The organism is uncultured Mobiluncus sp. (assembly GCF_947087965.1).
In the GTDB taxonomy this organism is placed as follows: domain Bacteria; phylum Actinomycetota; class Actinomycetes; order Actinomycetales; family Actinomycetaceae; genus Mobiluncus.
Genome location: NZ_CAMUES010000004.1, coordinates 105,830 through 127,406 on the forward strand (window position 1 = coordinate 105,830; position 21,577 = coordinate 127,406).

Consider the following 21,577-nt stretch of genomic DNA (forward strand, 5'->3'; position numbering starts at 1 on the left):
ACTGTTCATAATGAAGGATAAAAACCCTCTCCTATTGAATCCTGATCCGATGGATCGGATGGCAGACGGCACCATCAAACAGCGCAATCCCTTGACCGGGACTCAAGTGTGGACCGTGACGAGCCGCGGGAAACGACCTCACTCCCACCGGCGCGTTCTCCTCGACCGGCCACGGCTGCTGCTTCCCTCCGAGTTCACCAACACCTGCGCCTTTTGCTCGGATCGCTACTTTGACACCCCGCCGGAAAAATCCCGGTTGGTGAAAGGCTTGGACTCCAAGTTCCACATCATCGAGGGCCTGCCCGCCGCCTCCATGCACGACATGGTGGCGGAGTTTCGTCGGATTCCCAACCTTTTTGAGATTGTTTCCTACGACTACTGGCACGAAAACCACAACCACTACCCCACCGAGGCCCAGAATCGGCGCATGGCTGACTACCTGGCTTCCGCCGCGGGGTATGACCACGTTTTGCACGTGGTGAAAATGCGCCTGGAAGCTTCCGGTGAGGACCACTTAGAAACGATCCCCGATGATGCTTTGCTACAATACGCCAACGGCCTGTTTGCTGGAGGGCATGACGTTATCGTGGCACGGCGTCACTACGTGGACGGGGCGACCCGGACGGATCAAAACGCTTCGGCCGGGACCTTGAGCGTTGCGGAACACCGTGCCTACATCGGCTACACCATCGCCGCTCTGAAAGATTTATACAACTTGAATCCCGCCGTGAAATACGTCACCGCTTTCCAAAATTGGTTGAAGCCAGCCGGAGCGTCGTTTGACCACCTGCATAAACAGCTGGTGGCGGTGGACGAATACGGGGTCCAGATTGAAGCCGAAGCGGCGCGCGTGGCAGCAAACCCAGCCATCTACCGGCAAATCCTGCACTATGTGGCTCACCGGCAAATGATGATTTTGGGCAACGACTACGCGGTAGGGTTCGCCGACTTCGGTCACCGCTATCAGACCATCGCGGTCTGGCCGTTGGGACCGGCGCTACTGCCGTGGGAATACACTCGCGAACAGGTTGATGGGATTTCTGACGTGTTGCACGCGCTGCACTGTGCGGTCGGGCCCGCGGTGCCCACCAACGAAGAGTGGTATCACCGACCTGTTGACCTCGATGTCCCCATGCGGTTCCGCATCCTGTTAAAGCAGCGCACCTCGACCCTGGCAGGTTTTGAAGGCTCCACCCGGATTTACCTCAACTCGGTCGACCCGTGGACGTTGCGTGACGAAATGGTGGAACTGCTTGAGAAAAAACGCGAACAAGGTCTCATCGCGCCCTCGCTGCGGCTGGGCAACGAATATCGCCTGCCAAAAAATCCCTTAGGGGAATAGACCGTTCCACCCACGCCGCCGCACCGGCAAAACCCGCGGCGGTACTCTCGACCGAACCGAGGCCTGACCCGATAACATGGAGGAGACGCTGTTGTTTGGCGTAAACCTGACAAGGATTTAAGGAGAAAACGTGGACATCGGACAAAAAGTTGTGAATGTGGCGGCTGTGGCCGCGGCCGGTCTGGTCAGCGACAACATCGTCAGGTTGGGATGGAAGATGGCCACCGGAGCCAATCCTCCCAAGGACGATGACATCGAGGTCGGATTGGCTCAAGCCATCGTCTTCGCGGTTCTTTCCGGGGTTTTGTTAGCCATTATCAGGCGTTTCACCGTGCGTACCGCCAGTCAGTGGTGGATTAATAAACACGGCGAAGCCGGCATCGAACGCGTCTAAGGGCGTCAAAGTTCGGGTTCAGACTCAGAGGGAAACGACAAAATCGTCCTGGTCAATGACGACCCCGTTAGTCGCTTCGGCTAGTTCCCTGGCTACGGCTTCGATGACGTCAATGACGGTCAGCCGGTCTAGGCGCATCGCACGCTTTAGCTTGTTTTCCTCGGTGATGGTGATTTCCGGGGCTATCCAGGAAATGGCATAGCTCACGCAGCCGTCTTCAGCGTGTCCCAAGGCCGGAGGGATAGCGGTTTCTCCCTGCACCACTATGTGAACGGATGATTTCTGGGTCACGTCAGCAGCAATCGCGTAAGCGTCAACCATCATAGGCATGGACATAGCGGCCTCATCGTAGGCTTCCGCTTCCGCGTGTAGCCACGCCCGTTCGTCCGGGCTGACTCCGGCTTGAATGCGGGAGCGCAAACCGTCGGGGTCGTAGTTAGCGCGCTCCTCGGGGGTAGTCAGCCGAGGTGCTTTAGGCCCCGAGCGGCGCTGTGTCTGTTCAGTTTCATTTCCCATCAGCAGGGTTGCGATAGGCAAAGCTCGCTGCACCACCTGGAGGCAAGCCGCGGGTTCCAACCAAATTTCTGACAAAACCCGCAGATTCACGGCGGAATCTGGATCTGGGACAATGATGGGACCAGTCGAGAACCGCAAGGCGCCAGCCAAACGCCGCGCTATACGCCGTAGCCCTTGCAAAACTTCCAGTTCCAGCCCTTCCGGGCCGCCTTCGCGAAACGCATCCCACAAGGGGTCACTGCCCTGTAGCCACTGCGGCACCGGTTTCCCACGCAAGGCGGGAACCCCCGCCAAATACGCGAACTTCAGGCGGCTGGGCAGCCCCAAACCCACAATAGCCTCGGGCGTCAAATCCCAAGGACCGGTCAGATACGCCTCTTTTTTCAGCTCTAAAAGCCCTGGCCCCAGGCGCGAACACTCGGTCCAGATTTGGCCTGCCAGAATGTCGATCTCTTCGGGCTGCACGTCATCGGCTACCGCCAGCAAATGAAAAGGCTCAGCGTCTGACAAATCCAAGGAATCGTGGCGATTGGCCGGTGACAACATGGTTTTCTTCCTTCCAAAGAGTGGTCTGCGGGGTCGTTACCGGCAACGCTGCCGGGGCGGCACGTCTGGGTCGCAGAGGGGCAAGCACGGCAGTGTTTCGCGGCGTTTGTACGCCGCGCCCGCAACGGGGAAAACGATTCACAGTTCCGTGTCGGGGTGTGGTACAGCCACAATCCCGCGCCCTTCCGGAACCTCCACCCGGCTGAAGTTCAGGTATGAACGCGAGGCGGTAGGGCCGCGCTGACCCTGGTAGCGAGAGCCTTTCGCGCCGGAGCCATAGGGAGCCTCGGCCGCGGAGGACATCTGGAAGAAACACAGCTGGCCGATTTTCATCCCCGGGTACAGGGCAATCGGCATGGTCGCCGTGTTGGACAGCTCTAGGGTGATATGCCCGGTAAAGCCCGGATCGATAAATCCCGCAGTCGAGTGGGTCAGCAGGCCCAAGCGTCCCAGCGAGGATTTGCCCTCCAAGCGCGCCGCAACGTTATCAGGCAAGGTCACGTGTTCAAAAGTGGAACCCAACACGAACTCTCCCGGGTGCAAGATGAACGGTTTTTCGCCGGTATCCACCAGGCGAGTCAGCTCAGTTTGCTCTTTCGACGGATCAATCAAACCATATTTGTGGTTATCGAACAGGCGAAAGTACCGGTCCAGACGAATGTCCACCGAGGCAGGCTGGACGGCATCAGGATCCCAAGGATCCAGCACGACTTTGCCTTGGGCTACCAGAGCGCGTATATCACGGTCAGAAATCAGCATGACACCATGCTATCGCCTCTAAGAAGCGGGTTGGGCGTCAACGATTTCCACATAAAAAGCCAAAGGCGAGTTTGGCGGAATCGCCGGCGGACGGCCTTCCTGACCATAAGCCATTTCGGAAGGGATACCGAGGATAACTTTCGCCCCGACCTTTTGCCCGGCTAACCCCTGAGTCCAGCCGGGAATGACCTGCTGCAAGCTGAAAGATGCGGCTTCCCCGCGGGCAAAGGAAGAATCGAAGATGTCCCCCTGGCCCCATACTTGACCCACGTAGTTAGCGGTGACGGTGTCGGTTTCACTGACCACCGCACCCGTGCCCTCTTGGACGACCCACGCCGTGTTCTGGTCCGGGGCGGGCATATCCTTGGGGAACCCTACCGCGGTGTCAGCCCCGGAACCGACCACCTGGGGACGGTCGCCCTCGACGACGGCAGCAGGGGTGGACTTGGGTTCTTCAGGAGTGGAGGTGGCAGAGTTGGACGCGGCCGGGCTCTGGCTGGCAGCCTGTTCTTTGGCCTGAGTGGAGCAGGCGCTCAAGCTCAGGGTCAACGCCGCGGCGCCAGTGAGGAGGAACAGTTTAGGAACAATTTTCAAAGTCATGGTTACACCCTACCCGACCCACAGCTGTTGGTCGAAAAGTAGCTATTTCTCTGCCGGATTCGTGGCGCGGGCATGACCTGGGGTTTCGTCAAGTTCATTGACCAGTTCCGTCATCCGGTTGAGGGTGTCCCGATATTCCTCACGAGCCACGCCGTGCAGGATTTCCAGCATACGGCGCAGTTGCTCGGGAACGATGACCGCTCCCGCTCCCCACACCGCAATCTCAGTGACCGCTAGTTCCACCAGCTCATCGGCGGTTTGCGGACGGTAAACTAGGCGGATTTTACCCGCTTTGTCAGTCACGTAAGGTACCGGAGTCTGCCGGGTTACCGCCCGAATCAAGATGGTGTGCAGGGCGTTGATGGCTTCCACCGCGGTTAGGGGGTCGTTGATGCCCGGAGACAGGGCTCGGCTGGCAATGTCTACAAGTTGGCGGATGCCAAAACCGATGTCTTGACGCAAGGAACGTTGCGGGGAGAGAATCAGGCCTTTTTGGATTTTTGTCAGGGCAGACTCATCAACTTCGGCGTAAACCACGCCGACCTGGGTGCCCGCTCCGATATAGGAGCCAACTTGCGTGGTTAGTTCAATAGTGGTGTCAAGCGTTTCTGCCAGTTTCACCAGGTAAGGGTAGTCGATGTCGCTGAGACGGTCGTCAGCCTGGTCCAACACAATCGAGGTGACGGCACCGTCGCGCGGGGGGTTCCATTCCTGATCTCCCTGGCGAGGCTGGATTGTTGAGCCTTCCGGAATCATGCAGTCCATGGTGTCAATAGTGCGTCGCGACAGGTCCCGGATTACGTTTGTGACCCGGATGGAGGTGGTGATGTGGTGAATAAAAGCGAGAAAAAATCCCACGCTGAGAATAACCAACAGGAAAGCCAAGCTGGTGGCAATCTGGGGAACGAACCCGGCATCTGCGTCAGTTTCACTATGCACACAGCGCAACACCGTCAGCGCATAAAGAAACGTTCCGGCAAAGACCCCGAGAGTAATCTGTGTAATCCGTTCTTCCAGGAAAGATTCCAGAATACGCGGGGTGAACTGATTGGATGCGAGTTGCAACACCACCATAGTTACAGAAAACACCAGGCCAGTAACCGAAATCATGGCGCTGCTGATAGTGGTGAGCACGCTACGAGCCCCATCGGGACCGCCTTCGAACAGGAACGGTAGGGACTGACCCACCGCCCGATCGATTTGGGGAATGACCAAACCAGCCACTACTGCCGCAACGCTCAGAGCCAGGGGAATCGCCCAAAATCGCGCCCAAAATTGTTTCCACCAGTTCCAGCGAGGGACTTCTGGCAACCAGTGGCCATAGACTACGGGTTCATCTTCCGTCTCATTTTTGGATATTTCGGCGTCACTCACGATTCCACCCTATCGCAGTATCCGAGTCGAAAGTGAGCTCACTTACAGGCTGGAATACCCATCGGTGCAGCCCTAACGGTTTCAATCTGCCCTGACGAAAGCGTAGAGCTATTAAAATTTTTGACTGCAGATTGATTCCCAACCAGGAGGTTATATGTCTACCCCTCATATTGCTGCCGAACCCGGGGATTTTGCTCCCGCCGTATTGATGCCCGGCGACCCGAAGCGAGCCGAAAAAATCGCCCACACTCTGATGAGTGACGCCAAAATGGTCACCGACGTGCGTTCCATGCTGGGCTTTACCGGCACCTATCAAGGCAAGCCGCTGTCGGTCATGGGGTCGGGCATGGGGCAACCCTCCCTGACTATCTATGCCACAGAACTGTTCAAGTTCTTTGGTGTTGAGCGCATTATTCGGGTGGGGACCTGCGGTTCTATCTCTCCCCTGGCGGGGGTCGGGGACACGGTGGTGGCCATGAGTGCCCACACTGATTCTCACATCAACGTGGCGCGTTTCCCCGAGATTGCCTTTGCTCCGTGTGCTTCGTGGTCCTTGCTTTCAGCCGCCATGAAGGCGGTTGACGAACTGCCCGAGGCTGACCGCGACCGGGTTCACGTCGGGACCGTGTTCTCTGAGGACCATTTCTATTTCAAGGTTCCGGGTTTGCTGGAACGCTTGCGCGCCTACGGCACCCTCGCTCTCGAGATGGAAACCGCCGCTCTCTATGGAGTCGCTGCCGAATTCGGTCGTGAGGCCCTGACGGTGCTGACCGTCTCGGATAGTCTGCTCGACCATTCTCAGGACATGACCCCGCAGGAGCGCGAAACAAAGTTCGCTAACGCCCTGACTCTAGCCACCGCGGCCGCCCTGTGCTAAAGACCCCGCCGCACTAACGGCCTTCTGAACTGGCGGAACTTTCTAAAACTAACGGAACACCCTAGTCAATCCGGTCAATAATCAAAGGCCCCGCCCCGGCAAAGGTGTCCGCGATTTCCCAGCCGCCCTTTAGCGCTGCCAGCGCCCGCTCAAAACGCTGCGGCTCGTCAGCGTGCAGGGTAAACAGGGTTTGACCTGCTTGTACCCGGTCGCCCGGCTTGGCGTGCAGGGTTATTCCCGCCCCCAAGGACACCGCCTCGCCCGGACGAGCTCTCCCGGCACCGGTACGCCACGAAGCCACCCCGACCGCCAGCGCGTCCAGGCGGCTCAGCACCCCGCTGCGCTCCGCTTTCACTTCACAATGTTCCCGAGCCGAAGCTAGGGGCGCATCGGGGTCCCCGCCCTGGGACCGAATCATTTCCCGCCAAGTGTCCATCGCGGCTCCCGAAGCCAAAGCCGCGCCCGGATCGGCATCGGGCTGACCCGCGGCCGTCAACATTTCCCGCGCCAAAGCGACTGTGAGCTCCACCACGTCGGCGGGACCCCCGCCTGCCAGGACTTCCACCGCTTCGGAGACTTCCCCCGCATTGCCGACTTCCCGGCCTAGTGGAGTCGACATATCGGTGAGCAGGGCCACCGTGTGAGTGCCGGCATCTTTACCCAAAGCCACCATGGTTTGCGCCAGCTCGCGGGCTTGAGACAGCTCTTTCATAAAAGCCCCGGAACCGACCTTGACGTCCAACACCAGGGCGGCAGCGCCTTCCGCAATCTTCTTTGACATAATCGAGGAAGCGATGAGCGGGACACAATCAACAGTGCTGGTCACGTCCCGCAACGCATAAAGTTTCCGGTCGGCGGGAGCCAGCCCTGCCCCGGCCGCACATATGACCGCTCCGCACCCGGTTGCCAGAATCTCGGTAATCCGCTCATTGCTCAGCTCGGCCTGCCAGCCGGGAATGGCCTCCAGCTTGTCCAAAGTGCCGCCCGTGTGTCCCAAGCCACGCCCGGAAAGCTGCGGTACGGCCACGCCGAAACTTGCCACCAGTGGCGCTAGCGGCAAGGTAATCTTGTCCCCTACCCCGCCGGTGGAATGTTTATCTGCGGTGGGACGCGGCAGGGAGCCAAAATCCAGGCGTTGCCCGGAGTCAATCATCGCTTGGGTCCAGTCGAAAATCTCGCGCTGATTCATGCCCTTGAGGAACACCGCCATCGCCAAGGCCGCCATCTGTTCACCGGTAACCCAGCCGCGGGTGAAAGCATCGATGACCCACTGAATCTGGGCGGTAGACAGCTCCTGACCATCGCGTTTGGTCCGAATCACATCGACAGCGTCAAAGGGTTCCACCATGATTTTCCTTTCCGGGGCTTTAGCTCAAGATTTCCAGCCCAAAAGATTCCATCCAAGTTTTCCTGAACACGCCCCCAATGACCGAGTATGAACAGCGTCAGCTGCCCAGACCAGCCAGATTCACCGGCTAGTAATTTACCCAGATTCCGGCGTTTTCGGAGGTGTTTCGCAGGGCGGATTCTGTTCCTCGACCGGTTTGAGCGAAAATGTGCCACGGGTTAATTTCTGCATTCCGGGGATATTCTTAGATTTCAGAACATAACATGGGAAAAACATTCGCTTGGAGGGGAACCGGCAGATGCATCAAGACTGGTTGGAAAATGACCCCGATTCCCGCGACCGGGAAGCCCTGCAACGCCTGCTCGACACGGATAGTTCCGCGGCGAAAGCTGAGCTTGCCGCAGCGTTTGAATCTGAAATCGCGTTCGGAACTGCCGGTCTGCGCGGGGAAATGGGTCCCGGACCAGCCCGGATGAACACGGCGGTGATTCGCCGCGCCACTTGGGGGCTGGCCGCTACCCTGCGAGCAGCTGTCGGGAATAACTTCCTGGTGGTGATAGGTTTCGACGCCCGGCACCGTTCCGCCGACTTCGCCCACACGACGGCGGGAGTGATTACAGCAGCCGGCGGAAAAGCCCTGCTGATGCCCCATATTTGCCCCACCCCCCTGCTGGCCTACGCGATGGGCCAGTATCATGCTGACGCTGGGGTGATGGTGACGGCTTCGCACAATCCTGCGAAAGACAACGGTTACAAGGTGTACCTGGGCGGGCGGGTCGTCACCGGTTCGGGTTGTCGGGCACAACTCGTTTCCCCTTGGGATTCGAGGATTTTTGACCAGATTCAGGCTGCCCCGCCGGCACGTGACGTGCCTTGCGCCGAAACGGGTTGGGATTTCATTGACGAGGATTTGTTTACCCGCTACATTCAGCGCACGGCGGGCCTGGTTAGCGCCGATTCCCCGCGGGATTTGCGGCTGGTGCTGACTTCGATGCACGGGGTCGGGGCTGAAGTTTGCGAAGCCGTGTTAGCTCAGGCCGGATTTAGCGAAGTGTTTCCTGTCGCCTCGCAGCGTGAGCCAGACCCGGACTTTCCGACCATTCCGTTCCCCAACCCGGAGGAAGCCGGGGCTCTCGATATGGCTATGGCGTTGGCTCGCGAAAAACACGCGGATTTGATTGTTGCCAATGACCCGGACGCGGACCGTTGCGCGGCAGCGATTCCTGACCCGAACGCACCAGGGGGTTGGCGCCAGTTGAGCGGGGACGAAACGGGGGTTTTGCTGGGATACTACCAGTGTCAAGGCCGCCGGGATTCGTCAGCCACGGTGGCTCGTTCCCTCGTCTCTGGGGAACTGCTAGACCGGGTGGCCGCGGCCGCCGGGGTCACTCCGATGGTGTCCCTGACGGGTTTTAAGTGGATTGCCCGCACCCCGGGGCTGATTTTTGGCTATGAGGAAGCCATCGGCAATTGCTGCGATCCCGACAGTGTTCGCGACAAGGACGGTATCAGCGCCACGGTGAAACTGTGCGAAATCGCAGCCGTTTTGAAAGCGCAGGGTCAAACCATTGACGATAAGCTCAACGAAATCTACCTCGCTCACGGGCTTTATGTCACGACACCGCTAACCTTCCGGGTAGCGGATGTGAGCTTGATTAGTGAGGGAATGCGTCGCCTGCGGGCTCGCGGTTTGACGGATTTCGGTGGGGAACCCATCGTGTTTAGCCATGACCTGTCCACCAATTCGATGCCTGATGAGCTGCACACCTCCGTGCCGTCAGGGTGGGATTATCTGCAGGAGTTGCCGCCTACGGACGCGCTGTTCTTTGGCACTGCTTCCGGATCGCGCGTGGTGGTGCGCCCCTCCGGGACCGAACCAAAGTTAAAGTGCTACCTGCAAGTGGTGATACCAGCAGTCACCGCCCAGACCCTTGTGACAGCAAAAGCCCAGGCCCACCAACGTTTGGCGGCCATCAAAACGGATTTGCGCGAAGTCCTAGGGTTTGACGCGCCCTGAGCCGCGGGTTCGCGGGTCCGACTAGGGCGGTTTCAAAAGGTTTTATGGTCGCTTTAGAGCGTTTCCAGGACTTTGCGGGTCCCCGACAGCCCCAGGCGCGAGGCTCCGGCCTCAACCATCGCGAGGGCTTCGGCTCCCGTGTGGATTCCTCCCGACGCTTTCACTCCCATCGTGTCTGACACGGTTTGGCGCATCAGCGCTACCGCATGGGTGGATGCCCCGCCAGCGGGGTGGAAGCCGGTGGAGGTTTTCACAAAGTCAGCTCCGGCTGCCTGAGCAGCCTGGCAGCATTTCACAATTTCCTCCTCAGTCAGTGCCGCGGACTCGATAATGACTTTCAACAGTTTCGGGGCGGGCACTTCTTTCTTTACCGCCGCGATGTCGGAGCGCACCAGGTCCCAGCGCCCGTCCTTCACCCAGGACAGATTGACGACCATGTCGACTTCATCTACACCTGCTGCCACAGCTTCACGAGCCTCTACCGCCTTGGTAGTTGTCGCATGAGCTCCGGAGGGGAAACCACAAACCACGCACAGTTTGAGGGACTCGGGGACCTGGAGAGGCACCTGGCTGGGGGAAACGCACACGGAATATGTCCCTAACTCAACGGCTTCCGCCACCAGCGCTTCGACTTGGGCACGGGTTGCCTCCGGCTTTAACAAAGTGTGATCAACCATGGCCGCTAACTGCGCTTTTTCCATTGAATCCTCCAAATTCCCGAAATCGCGTTCCAGCGATTATACGCCAAGGCCGTCCCAAACACTCGCCCTGGAGCATTGTACGGGTTGAGCTTTTGGTAAAATTTGGGGCGGGAAGGAGCACCCATGAAACACTTTATTTTCGCGGTAATCTTGCTGTTAAGCGTGGGTCTGCTGGGAGCATGCACCGGTAGTGGAGATGTCACGACGTCCACGGAGGTTACGAAAGCCACAGATATGCCTACCAACACTGCGGACACCCCCGGCGCTTTGCCACCGCTGGTTCAGGTTCGGGGCGACGTTTATAAAGACACCGGCTACGTCAATAGCGGGGTGACGTGCGGAACTGCTGACGGCACGATTCGTACCAGTGTAGACGTGACGAAAACCCCCAGCACAGATGATGAATCAAACTTCGGGACGGGATTTGAATATCAAACTTGGGAACCCGGCTACCTGAACGTAAAGAGGGGCGAACGCTGGATTCTTTTCCAAGACATCGCCATGAACTCGACGCTTATGCCCAAAGGTGTCGCCAACTTCCGCGCTGAAGTCAAGGAAAGCGACACGGATAGGCTCATGGTGCAGATAACTCAAGTGCCACCGGAATATGCCTGGATCTTTACAAAGGGACAAAAGCAGCCCGAGTTAGACGTGAACAGTCTCAAGCCGATTGCTTTGCCGGTCGATAACTTGGATTACACGAAAGACGGGACAACCGTAGACGGCACGGGCCTCACGGGGAAAACCGTCACGGTCTGGTTTGACGGCACCATCAGCGGCACCGAACCCGAAATGTCCTACCCGGCTAAGCTTGGTCAGGTTTACAAAATCGAAGTCAGAGAGGATACCCAAAAGGGTGCGTAGTCGCTCTTTTCGATTCCAATCTTGGTGAGGCCTTTTGCGTTGAGCCTGCGCATCAGGCCGTCGTAAGCAATCATCAGCACGCACCCTCTCTACCTTTACTTATTATCGTTATTTTCCCCAATAAGTAAAGGTAAATTTAGCGCAAGTAAAGGTAACCCCGCCGCGACCACACTTGTGCGATAGTCCTCGCAGAATCCCGAACCGCCCCCCTTGAGCTATAGAAATCGAAATGGGAAAATGCCACTTGTGAAAGAATTAGCCAATCAGCATAGTAAGGTGTCGCGGTTCGCGACGCTAGCAATCATTGTCATTCTCGGTATTGCCACGTCGGCTGTTCTATTTAAGGTTCTGGGAGAGCCGGTCATCCCTCGGTGGTGGGCGATCTTTTCTCTCGTAATACTGATAATGGCAAGCGCCCTGGCAGGGAAACAAACCGCGAACATAAAACGACCATGGGTTTACTTAGTTGACGTGCTGGTTGCTATGCTTCTCGGAATCGCATTTTTGACATCTCAAGAGAACGAGCCTCTTTCCGGCTTAGCCGCGTTTGCGTGGAATGTTTTCAGCCTGCTCGTCATCGCTTCCTGTGCCGCACACTACCTAGACAAACGCCACCCGAAAGCTCCAAACGATTCCGTGGCTTCCCCCGACCCCGAGGCACCTAGCGAAAACTAGCACCCCCAGGGGACTGGCTTTCAGGGCGCACCGGCTGGCTCGCGCTTAGTGTTCCTGTTTGTATCCCAGGTAGCCCACAATTCCGTAATCGTCTCCCGAAGAAGTGGCATAAATCCGATGCTGATATTCGATGAAATAAGGGATGTCTTTATATTCCTGGCTCCACAGTTTCACGAATTCTCCATCCCTCCAGGCAAAGGATGTGAGCTTTATTTCCGCATTTTCCTCTTCGTAATTGCAAGTCTCGAGAATGAAACCATTATCGGTACGGTGGACGTCTTGGACATTTCTAAGATCTCCCATCGGCACGGATTTGCCGGTATTGGTATCAAGCAACAGCCCCTTGTTACCCTCCGGGGCTCCGCCACCGCCGCAGAGGAAGTTCCACCCCCAAATGAACTGTTTATCCGCTCCTAAGGCACAGCCAATTCCGGCATCCTCATTGGTCCACAGTTCCTGACCGTTAGCAGGATCCAGACGCGTGGACTTCTTCAATTTGTAGTCGTCTGTAAACTCGTAGGAAACCGCCAATACCACCCGTTCATCGTCTGTAATCGTGAAAAATGCGTTGTCATAAGTCTGGGAAAGCGGCGTGCCTTGTGCGTCCACTATAACCGCATGTTCCACAGAGGTGTCCCCGCCTGTTTCTGTGTAGTACTCAACGGCAAAGTTGCCTTTTGCTAACGGCGTGAATGAATAGGAATCTTCCTCCAAGTCCTCAATCGAATCGATGAAAGCTTGTGCAAATGGAGGCTGCGAACCGTCCTGCAGGTTAAACAGCTGACCCCAGTCTTCACCCTCCCATGTCATCCTGAGCCACCCGGAATCATATTCCCGAACACCGTACCCACAGTCCTCCACCGACTGACTCCACCGTTTCTTTTCGGTGCGAGCCACCCCGTCGTAACGGGTAAGCTCGCTGTTCTCGCAGGTCACAAGGCTGCCATCCTTCAGTATCTCCATGAAAGAACTGACTTCATCGGAATTCAGTTCTTTCTTGGTAACAACTTTGCCGTCCTTGGCAGAAATCACGGCATAGTGGGTTGTTGTATCGGAAGAGCAGCTCATTAGTGCCAAGTTGGAATTTGATTCAGCCTGGTAGGCGAACAAAGCATCATACTCTGAGTCACAATTCAGTGCCTTGATAGCGTCATCACTGCGCCAGACCTCTTTCTGGGACTTGAGACTAAACGCCCAGACCTCATCTCCGTCCGTAGCCAGCAGTGTGTCCCCAATAAAGGCGTAAAATTTGCCGGGATCATTGCCCATGTCTATGAGTTCCGGTTCTTTCTCGGATTGGGTCAGACCGGAAATAACATCGTCTGGGGGCGCGCTCGCAGACCCGCCCGCCGCCTTAGAGCCACCGGGCAAGGAAAGAACCCCAGTGAACAACAGGATAAAAAGCACCACCGCCAACACCAGAACCAGCGAGACAGCCAAAATACCAATTACCAGCCCTCGGCGCGACTTAGTCACCGGGGCAGCCGCCAGCTGCCCATTCGCAACCGCGTATCCCGGAGGTGCCTGATAGACCGGCCCATTTGGCGCTGCCGGCTGATTCTGGGGTGCCGCCGGCTGGTTTGAGAAAGCGTAGGGCACCGGTACAGGAGCCTGTGGCGGAACGCCGTTTGGCGTTTGTGGCGGTACCCCGTTGGGGACGCCGTTGGGAGGAAAACCGGGGTACTGCTCAGAAGTCATTGCCGTGTCTTTCTTATTTTCTATCTTTTCGCGTCTTTGACGATTCACCCTCACGGGGATTTGAGAGCCCAAAAAGCCAGCGAGCCCTGCGTGTTCCTCATAGAACCACACAGCTACAATAAAACAGTTTAATGCATCAGCACAGATGATTTCGGGACTACCACTGCCCAAGTTCAAAGCAAAAGCACCCCGAACATATCCAGCCAACAACCACCTTTCTTCGCCGCGCCCGTAACGACAAACGCGACCAAACCACCCTTGTGACAGGGACGCCAGCACCTAGAAAAAACAGTAGCTGACGTGAAAGCAGTGAGCTAAAATTGGGGTTGGCCCTTCGCCCACCCTTTCTATCGAGGAGATATCTTCCGATGACCAAGTAATCTCTGCTCAGCCCGGCTGAGACGCTTCCCGTTAAATTCTTGCGTCCTGGAGATTACTATGCCTGTCATCAACCTCGTTAATATTTCTTTTTCCTATGCAACTGTCCCGGTGCTCAATGATGTCACTTTGCACGTCAGCGATGGTGAGCGCGCCTGCCTGGTCGGACCCAACGGGTGCGGCAAGACTACGCTGCTGCGTATCGCTTCGGGCGACCTACCGGCACAGCGGGGCAAAGTCGAGGGAACCGAAAGGGAGCGCTTCGGGGTACCCAACGTCGAACAGTTTGATGGTAGCGTCAGCGACTACCTTGACGTCGCGCTGCGTCCACTTCGAGCCGTAGCCGACCAGTTTGCGGAGGTAACTTCGCGAATCGGCGAGGGCGGCGCACTTGGCAAGTGGGAACAAGAATATGATCAGCTGCTGGCTCAGATGACGGGTTTTGATATTTGGTCGCTCGACGCTCGGGTGGCCGAAGTGCTGGCAGGGCTCGACTTGATGTCTTTCACAAGGTCGGGGCGGAACCGGGAGCTGTCCCGATTGTCTCCCGGTCAACGCGGCAGGCTGCAATTAGCGGCGACCCTCATCTTGAAACCGGTAGTGTTGATCTTGGATGAACCTACCAACCATCTCGATGCTCAGGCGCTCAGTTTTCTGACGCAAACGGTCAATAACTGGGGCGGTCCGGTCCTGATGGCCAGCCATGATCGGGCCTTCATCGAGGACACCGCCACAGTGATTTACGATATGGACGTGGAGGTGTTCAATGCTTTGGCAAAGGCCGAAGGGGTGGGCGAAACCGCAGGTCTTTACCGTTGCGCGGGGGCTTACTCCGACTATCTGGTTGAAAAAGCCCGTGCCCGCACCAAGTACGTGGAACTGCACGCTGCCCAACAAGCCGAAACGCGTAAAGTGCGTCGACATCGGCAGGCGGCGGGAAAAATCTCTCGCGGAGGTGTGAGGCTCGCCAACGCTGAAGGCAAAGCAAAGAAGTTTTTTGCCGACCGTGCCGCCGCGACAGCCACACGTCGGATACGAAACGACGACCAGCGCTTAGACACCTTAGCGACGCGAGAAGTGCGCAAACCCCGTAACTATGAATTGTCCTTCGCGTTTGCCCAGCCTGCCAAGCGCGCCGGGGTGGCAGTATCTGCAAGGCAGGCAAGCGTGGAACAGCGCCTCGCGCCACTCAGTTTTGATGTCGTTTATGGCGAGCACCTGCTGGTCACTGGCGCTAACGGGTCGGGGAAATCCACACTCTTGAACTGGATAAGTTCTGGACATCCCCCCCACGGCGCCTCGGCAAGCGGAACCATCACGCGCGACAAAGCAGTTAGTCTGGTGCCCCAACATTTACCGAGAATCCGCGATTTTGGATTCACCACCGACGTCTGGAGAGGGGGAATCGGCAAAGCTGGGAAAGGAATCTTGCACCCCGCAATGTGGGCAACCCCAATCCCCGAACTGTCTGCGGGCAACCAGCGACGCGCACAGATTGCGATAGCTCTGGCCTCAGCCCCTACCATTCTCATCATCGATGAGCCGACCAACTTCCTCGACCTCGACAGTATGCAGGCCTTGGAAGATGCGCTGAGCGAGTGGAAAGGTACGCTGATTATTGCCAGTCACGACCGCTGGCTCATCGACCATTGGCAAGGCTCATTACTAACAACCAGATAGTTTCTTCCACTTCCTGATTTTGGTGCGAAACGTAGTAAACGGCGCGACTGTGTTGATATGTATCCACTTCCACACCGGCCACGCCGACGGGGTAGAGGACGCCCACGCCCGCTTCCCTGACTCGAACAACTCCGCTTCGCTCAGACCGTTAACCAGTTGAACTACTTCACCCAGCAGGACTCCAAATCGATCAATCAGATCATCAACGGCGATAGTTCCCCAAGTCTGATAAAACGACTCATACAGACCTCCCAGCTGATTCCATTTAAATCCCGGCGCTGGAGTTACCACCGTAGCGCCAGCCTGTTCCTCACGCTCCCAGCTCAGCAACAGTTCCATCCAACCGAGCTGATAAGCAATCATCTGACGGGGCGTGCAATCCACCCCATCAACCAGCTGATCCCAACCTTCCTCTGGTACTTCAGCAAACTCACGGATAAATAAACCACCGCGCTTAGCAATCTCAGCCGCCAACGCAGCACCCGACTCGTAGGTCCTCACCACACCCCCCTCTCACAGAGCAGCCTAGCTCACAATCTATCAAGGTATTCTAACTCGAACACCAGTGTGACCAGGAGTAACACGAGTTCTAACCCGGTTTCAAGGAAACAGTATACACGTTAGTTGATAATGATTATCGTTTTCATTTATAGTAGCCCTTATGAAACTAATGAAGATTGTTGCAATTGCGTCAGTAATGACTGTGGCCCTGGCTGGCTGCGGAACCCAATCCGGCGATTACGACCCTAAAGGTCAAAAACACGACGACCACGGCGTGAGTTCCACAGGAACAGAAACCTCGGAAGCAATGCCACGCGTTATAGTGGCAACTGAGAGCGGAGTAAGCATCTTTGATGAGAACCTTAAGAAAGTTACGGATTTTGAGCTCACCTCACGCCCATCGTTGACAACGGCACATGACGGCCGTCACGTAGTGGCTAACCGTCAACACGACAACGAATCATCCATCATCGATGCGGGTGCATGGAAGCAGGAGCACGGCGATCACTTCCACTTCTATACTGGAAAGCCAGCACTGCTGAAAGAGGTTGTTAAGGGTAATAAGCCTGTTCACGTGGTGCCGAATCCGAAAGCCGGGGCGACCGGGATTTTCGCTGATGATGATGGCGCCGCTTCCCTGGTCACCACCAAGAATTTAGAGACAGGGCAGCTTGATGGTCTCACTCGTGTCAAAGCCAACTTGCCGCATCACGGCGTAGTGGTTCCCATGCCTGAAGGTCACTACCTCGTGAGCGCCACAGCACAGGAAGGCACCGCATTGCCCGACACTATTGAACTGCGCCACGGAGAGACTGAAGTGGAGAAAACCTTCACCTGTATGCGCATGCACGGCGAAGTTGCTCGCGGCACCAACGCCGCCTTCGGTTGCGCTGACTCTGTACTAGTTATCAAGAACGGCGAGGGTGTCAACATTCCTACTCCTGACCTTGGCGAGGATCGCGTGGGTACTTTTGTAGCTAATGCGGACTTTTCTACATTGGTCGGTAAAGCTGGCGATAAGCTCGTCTTCGTTGGTGACAATACCACCAAGACTGTCGGGGTGGACGAGGGCGTGAATATCTCGAATCTCGCTATCACACCTGACGGTCATGTGATTACACTCGGAACCAACGGCAAGCTCTATGTCTTTGATGAGACCGGCAGCCTTGAACACACCATGCAGGTGACCGGTGAATGGGAAAAGCCCAGCGGTCACGGCGGCATTGCCCCCGGAGTTGCTGCTGGCAACTACGCCAACGCTAACACTGTGTGGGTCTCTGACCCTCTCGCTGGAAAAGTGCACATGATTGACCTCTCTACGATGACCGAGACTGCCACTGCGGAGGTTGCGGGTCAGCCGACATCGCTGGCGGTCACGAATGTGAGCTAGCCACTCGTTGCTCGCTATGCATGTTTCCCTAACGAACAGTGTGCCCCCTCTAGACAGTTGAGGGGGCACACTTTCACGTATAGTCCAAGGGGTAGGAGTTTTCTGGGTACTGAAGCGTGCTCAAAATATATGAGGCACCACATCACCTTCGCGCTCAAAATACATAAGGTACGCCGCGAGCTGGCATTTTTTGCAGATCTGAGTTAGAATCGTTGTAACAAGACCGGTTCCGCTGCCCGCTTCGGTGGGAGTCCAGGGCCGGTCCTTTTTTCAGATGGGAGGTGCAAAGGCGGATCAAGTGAAACCTTTCCTATCATACAAGCAGCAGATAGAACTGCTCGCCCGGCGTGGCATGAGTGTTAAAAACTTTGATCAGGCCGCTCATCAACTTGAATTATTAAATTACTATCGCCTGTCTGGCTACTGGCATTCCATGCGAGCCCTTGATCGCGAAACTGGTCGAAGCCTTGATGTTTTCCGTCCAGGTGCCTCTTTTGAACTGGTTCTCGATCTTTACCACTTTGATGAGCAGTTACGGGACAGTGTTTTTACTGTTCTTGGACGTATCGAGCTAGCGATGCGAGCGTTAATCGGGCATCAGCTAGGAGCTATCAATCCGCTTATCCATCTTGATGCTGCACGCATGGGTGCCCCAGCCTGTCAGCGTTATCACAATAGTAGCGGGAACGCTCACGAGGTGTGGTTGACGAAATATGACACTGCTCTTCAGGCATCGAGAGAAGAGTTTGTTGAGCATCACCGCCGCCAATATGCAGGCAAACTTCCTATCTGGGCGGCCGTGGAAGTAATGGATTGGGGAATGCTTTCGCACCTGTACCGGATGGCACCTAACCGGGCACGCAATGAAATAGCTGCAAAATGTCGTCTTCGTGCTCCTCAGCTTGAATCATGGCTAAAGTGCCTCAATATTGTGCGTAACTATTCAGCCCATCATGCTCGCATGTTCAACAGGGTATTCGATATCAAACCCAAACTGCCGAAAGACCCGCGTCTTACAGCGGTGAGCCGGTGCTCTAACCGTGCTTTTGGGCAACTCACTCTTGCCCAATACCTGTTGCATGAACTGCAGCTGTCAGGAACCGAGACGCTACCTAGCGTCTTGAAGAAATTCCCTCATAACAATCTTGTGCCCTTCAGCAGGCTCGGCGCACCAGAAAACTGGCAAGAAAATCCTCTCTGGGCAACCAAAACCGTCTAGTCTCTGCGGTAGTAGGCGCACTCATACCCATCAGCGGTCAAGGGCAACCGGTCGCCCAAGCTGGTAGGCGCGACATCAGCCGGCAAGCCTATTCGACGGTAAAATCGGAGGTAAAGGACAAACAACACCATGAAGATAGAGCGGGCGACGGAGGTTTTTTAGGGCGTTCCGGCTAAAACGGCACACCAGTGCCGTTTTTTAACGCCTCCACCATTTTACTCAGCGGCTTATGCGACTGCGTCGCTGCCGCTGAGCGAACTTGTTCGATTCCCGTCGTAGCCCCCCAGATTGACTAAAAGCCGGGCTAAAGCCCGGCTTTTAGTCAATGGAGCGGGCGACGGGAATCGAACCCGCCTTTACAGCTTGGGAAGCTGTCGTTCTACCGATGAACTACGCCCGCGGTTCAAACTACAACAGTATGCCACATTCTAGCAGCAACAGCCAGGAGCTCTGTTTCTCCATTGCAGAGGGGTAAAAATTGCTGATACCCCCCGCCCACGCTCCTCATCTTCACTTAGCGATAGCCTTCACGAAATACGAAGTGCCCACAAAACCAGCATATTACCACATGAAATCAGGAATCTCCCCGGGATATTCCTCCCAATACGCCTCCGCCTCGCTTGCCAAAACAGCCGACTCGCCCCGGCTGGCATCATCGGCGATTCCCACCGTGTGGAACCCGGCCGCGTTCGCCACCCGGACCGCATAAACCGCGTCCTCAAACACCCAGGCATCCTCCGGCACGCTGCCCATCGCCCCCGCCGCCTGCAGAAACATAGTCGGCTCGCGCTTGTGCATTCCCGTCTCCGAAGAAGCGAAATACTGCGTGAACATGTCCTCAATCCCCAGACGCCGAAAAGCCGGGCGAATCAGACCCTCGGATCCGGAACTCACCACTGTCATCGGCACCCCCGCCTCAGCCAGTGCCTCCAGGAAACCCCTGGCACCGGGCTTGAGCTGCACCTCCTCGAGATAGCCGGTATAGACCGCATCTTTGATGCCGTTCACGACCTCGCTGACCGTTACGTCCAACCCGAAGCGCTGGTGTACCAAGTGCGCCGACTCAGGCAAAGTCATCTCGAAAAATTGCGCACCCAAATCTTTATCAACCTCTATCCCCAAGGTCGTCAAGTATTTTCCGGCTGCCTCCCGCCACAGCGGCATAGTGTCGAGCAGCGTCCCGTCACAATCGAAAATCGCGCCTTTAATCATGTCCTCAGGATACCTTCCCAACTTCCCTCCCGACGCGCATCCTTTCCGGCCTGCACCACTAAACCGTGAAATAACGCCAGTTCCGCCACCGTAAATCCCTCCGAGCGCCACGCCGCATCGCAGGCCTGTCGCGCTTGTCGATAGGTCCGAAACTCGCCCAAACCAGCTGCTGCCAGCAATCGGCGCGCATAGGCGTCGAAAATAAAAACCGGGCGGTCATAGGCATAAAGCAGGATGTCGTCGGCAGTTTCTTCCCCCACTCCCGGAACTCGCAAAAGAGAGTTGCGCAGCGTTGGGGTGTCAATCTCACCAGCCCGGGCAACAGTTTTTATGTACCAATCGGTCAAGTTTTTCAGGTATCGTGCTTTCGCACGCATGAAGCCGCTGGGGCGAATGAGTGTCTCGAGTTCGCACGATTCCACCCCCGTCAGCCGCATGGGGTCGAGAAGTCCTTCCTTCCGCAGGTTCTCTAGGGACTTTTCCACGCTGGTCCAGGTCGTGTTTTGGGTAAGCACGCTGCCCACCAGAATCTCAAACTTCGTTTCCGCCGGCCACCACTTTCCCGCATCTCTCACATTGCGTTGCAAAATCTCGAACAGCTCACGAAAACCCGAAACCCGCCCTACCATGCTTGTCATGAAGAACCGCCCGGAGAGACTATTGACCCGAAATCTGCAAGTCTCGTGACGAGACCATCAGCAGTCTGCCGCTAGTGAAAGAAACGATGGCGCACTGTGCGGTGATTTCGTTGGAAACCCCGCGTGTTGAGCCGCGAACCAGAGTAAAGTCCTCGACCAGGTAGCGCGTCCCCGTCAGGGTGAGGCCCTCAACATCGCCGTCAAAAGGAATCAAGCCGAAATAGTGGTAGTTGTTGCGGGGCACCATATGGGTTCCCGGTCCTACCAGGGACACCATGTTGTAGCCGTCTATCCAGCGCAGCCGGGCGGGAGTGTGGGCGAATTTCGCCAAAATGCCGAGGTTTCCCAAAGTATGGTCCAAGCGTCCCCCCAAACCGCCAATGACATCTATGTGCCGGTAACCGCGAGAATACGCCAAATCGACCGCCGCTTCAGAATCCGTAACTTCCTTGGCCGCGGGGAGAACTATCACTTCCGCGCCATCGCGGGGAACAGCGACGCTGGGAGGGTCGACGGGTACTGCCGCCAAAGCCTCGGGGGAGCGAGTGCGCCCGTCCGCGAACTCAGCCTGACCTGCCGGACGCGGTGAAGAATCAAAGTCGCCGATATAGACGTCGGGGACAATCCCCAAAGTTCGCGCCACGTCTTGACCCGAATCGCCACAAATTACCAACTCGTAGACCGAAAAATCCCAGTCGTCAGCGCACAGCGCACGCAGACCTTGCACCCCTCCGACCACCACCAGGCAGCGCGAATCAGCCGACACAGCGCCATCTTTAGCCGAATCGTCGCGGTTTTCGCACATCTTGGTCATGGAGTCATTCTAATCTGGCCCCCGCGAAGCCCGG

At 56.6% G+C, this 21,577-nt stretch carries 20 protein-coding genes and 1 tRNA gene; 9 read left to right on the forward strand and 12 right to left on the reverse strand.

What is annotated here, in order from left to right; all coding sequences use genetic code 11:
- The first annotated feature begins 10 nt into the window (after positions 1-10).
- Both Q0V70_RS05590 and Q0V70_RS05595 read left to right on the forward strand, forming a co-directional pair.
- The gene (locus Q0V70_RS05590) at positions 11-1,342 is read left to right on the forward strand and encodes a DUF4921 family protein (RefSeq protein WP_297589397.1); all 1,332 of its coding nucleotides are present in this window, start codon (positions 11-13) and stop codon (positions 1,340-1,342) included.
- 130 nt (positions 1,343-1,472) lie between these two features.
- Positions 1,473-1,736, forward strand: a complete 264-nt coding sequence (locus Q0V70_RS05595) for a DUF4235 domain-containing protein (protein ID WP_297589399.1) — start codon at positions 1,473-1,475, stop codon at positions 1,734-1,736.
- 24 nt (positions 1,737-1,760) lie between these two features.
- Here the strand turns inward: Q0V70_RS05595 and Q0V70_RS05600 are convergent, their stop codons facing one another.
- The 4 genes from Q0V70_RS05600 to Q0V70_RS05615 form a co-directional block, all read right to left on the reverse strand.
- Positions 1,761-2,798, reverse strand: coding sequence for a hypothetical protein (locus Q0V70_RS05600; RefSeq protein WP_297589401.1), 1,038 nt, complete (start codon positions 2,796-2,798; stop codon positions 1,761-1,763).
- Positions 2,799-2,936: 138 nt separating this feature from the next.
- Entirely contained in the window at positions 2,937-3,557 is a 621-nt protein-coding gene (gene dcd / locus Q0V70_RS05605) for a dCTP deaminase (protein WP_297589403.1), read from the reverse strand.
- Positions 3,558-3,575: 18 nt separating this feature from the next.
- Positions 3,576-4,157, reverse strand: a complete 582-nt coding sequence (locus tag Q0V70_RS05610) for an FKBP-type peptidyl-prolyl cis-trans isomerase (RefSeq protein WP_297589405.1) — start codon at positions 4,155-4,157, stop codon at positions 3,576-3,578.
- 42 nt (positions 4,158-4,199) lie between these two features.
- Positions 4,200-5,531 (reverse strand): DUF2254 domain-containing protein, encoded by a 1,332-nt coding sequence (locus tag Q0V70_RS05615; RefSeq protein WP_297589408.1) that lies wholly within the window; start codon positions 5,529-5,531, stop codon positions 4,200-4,202.
- Between the two features lie 154 nt (positions 5,532-5,685).
- Between Q0V70_RS05615 and deoD the strand changes: the two genes are divergently transcribed.
- Positions 5,686-6,408, forward strand: coding sequence for a purine-nucleoside phosphorylase (gene deoD, locus Q0V70_RS05620; RefSeq protein WP_297589410.1), 723 nt, complete (start codon positions 5,686-5,688; stop codon positions 6,406-6,408).
- Between the two features lie 61 nt (positions 6,409-6,469).
- Here deoD and Q0V70_RS05625 read toward each other — a convergent pair whose 3' ends face one another.
- Positions 6,470-7,756, reverse strand: coding sequence for a thymidine phosphorylase (locus tag Q0V70_RS05625; protein WP_297589415.1), 1,287 nt, complete (start codon positions 7,754-7,756; stop codon positions 6,470-6,472).
- A gap of 298 nt (positions 7,757-8,054) precedes the next feature.
- Between Q0V70_RS05625 and Q0V70_RS05630 the strand changes: the two genes are divergently transcribed.
- Entirely contained in the window at positions 8,055-9,773 is a 1,719-nt protein-coding gene (locus tag Q0V70_RS05630; RefSeq protein WP_297589417.1) for a phospho-sugar mutase, read from the forward strand.
- Between the two features lie 53 nt (positions 9,774-9,826).
- Here the strand turns inward: Q0V70_RS05630 and deoC are convergent, their stop codons facing one another.
- The gene (deoC, locus tag Q0V70_RS05635) at positions 9,827-10,474 is read right to left on the reverse strand and encodes a deoxyribose-phosphate aldolase (protein ID WP_004008565.1); all 648 of its coding nucleotides are present in this window, start codon (positions 10,472-10,474) and stop codon (positions 9,827-9,829) included.
- Between the two features lie 123 nt (positions 10,475-10,597).
- Here deoC and Q0V70_RS05640 point away from each other — a divergent pair, with 123 nt between their 5' ends.
- Positions 10,598-11,338: a hypothetical protein gene (locus tag Q0V70_RS05640; RefSeq protein WP_297589419.1), complete on the forward strand. Its 741-nt coding sequence runs from the start codon at positions 10,598-10,600 to the stop codon at positions 11,336-11,338.
- Between the two features lie 237 nt (positions 11,339-11,575).
- Positions 11,576-12,013, forward strand: a complete 438-nt coding sequence (locus Q0V70_RS05645; protein WP_297589421.1) for a hypothetical protein — start codon at positions 11,576-11,578, stop codon at positions 12,011-12,013.
- A gap of 45 nt (positions 12,014-12,058) precedes the next feature.
- Here Q0V70_RS05645 and Q0V70_RS05650 read toward each other — a convergent pair whose 3' ends face one another.
- Positions 12,059-13,711, reverse strand: a complete 1,653-nt coding sequence (locus tag Q0V70_RS05650; RefSeq protein ID WP_297589423.1) for a hypothetical protein — start codon at positions 13,709-13,711, stop codon at positions 12,059-12,061.
- A 438-nt stretch (positions 13,712-14,149) separates the two neighbouring features.
- On the opposite strand from Q0V70_RS05650, the gene Q0V70_RS05655 reads away from it, so the two are divergent.
- Entirely contained in the window at positions 14,150-15,769 is a 1,620-nt protein-coding gene (locus Q0V70_RS05655; RefSeq protein ID WP_297589427.1) for an ABC-F family ATP-binding cassette domain-containing protein, read from the forward strand.
- Here the strand turns inward: Q0V70_RS05655 and Q0V70_RS05660 are convergent.
- A complete protein-coding gene (locus Q0V70_RS05660; RefSeq protein WP_297589429.1) occupies positions 15,755-16,270 on the reverse strand; it encodes a ClbS/DfsB family four-helix bundle protein in 516 nt (171 codons plus the stop codon). The genes Q0V70_RS05655 and Q0V70_RS05660 overlap by 15 nt on opposite strands.
- Before the next feature lie 160 nt (positions 16,271-16,430).
- Here Q0V70_RS05660 and Q0V70_RS05665 point away from each other — a divergent pair, with 160 nt between their 5' ends.
- Positions 16,431-17,660, forward strand: a complete 1,230-nt coding sequence (locus tag Q0V70_RS05665; RefSeq protein WP_297589431.1) for a YncE family protein — start codon at positions 16,431-16,433, stop codon at positions 17,658-17,660.
- Positions 17,661-17,958: 298 nt separating this feature from the next.
- Entirely contained in the window at positions 17,959-18,879 is a 921-nt protein-coding gene (locus Q0V70_RS05670) for an Abi family protein (protein ID WP_366126716.1), read from the forward strand.
- 326 nt (positions 18,880-19,205) lie between these two features.
- Here the strand turns inward: Q0V70_RS05670 and Q0V70_RS05675 are convergent.
- The 4 genes from Q0V70_RS05675 to Q0V70_RS05690 all read right to left on the reverse strand — a co-directional run bounded on the left by Q0V70_RS05675 (position 19,206) and on the right by Q0V70_RS05690 (position 21,543).
- A tRNA-Gly gene (locus tag Q0V70_RS05675) sits at positions 19,206-19,279 on the reverse strand.
- A gap of 161 nt (positions 19,280-19,440) precedes the next feature.
- A complete protein-coding gene (locus Q0V70_RS05680) occupies positions 19,441-20,091 on the reverse strand; it encodes an HAD family phosphatase (RefSeq protein WP_297589435.1) in 651 nt (216 codons plus the stop codon).
- Entirely contained in the window at positions 20,088-20,729 is a 642-nt protein-coding gene (locus Q0V70_RS05685) for an endonuclease III domain-containing protein (RefSeq protein ID WP_297589437.1), read from the reverse strand. Before Q0V70_RS05685 ends, Q0V70_RS05680 begins: the two co-directional genes overlap by 4 nt.
- A gap of 19 nt (positions 20,730-20,748) precedes the next feature.
- Complete coding sequence (locus tag Q0V70_RS05690) at positions 20,749-21,543, reverse strand: thiamine diphosphokinase (RefSeq protein ID WP_297589439.1); 795 nt, start codon at positions 21,541-21,543, stop codon at positions 20,749-20,751.
- Positions 21,544-21,577 lie beyond the last annotated feature (34 nt).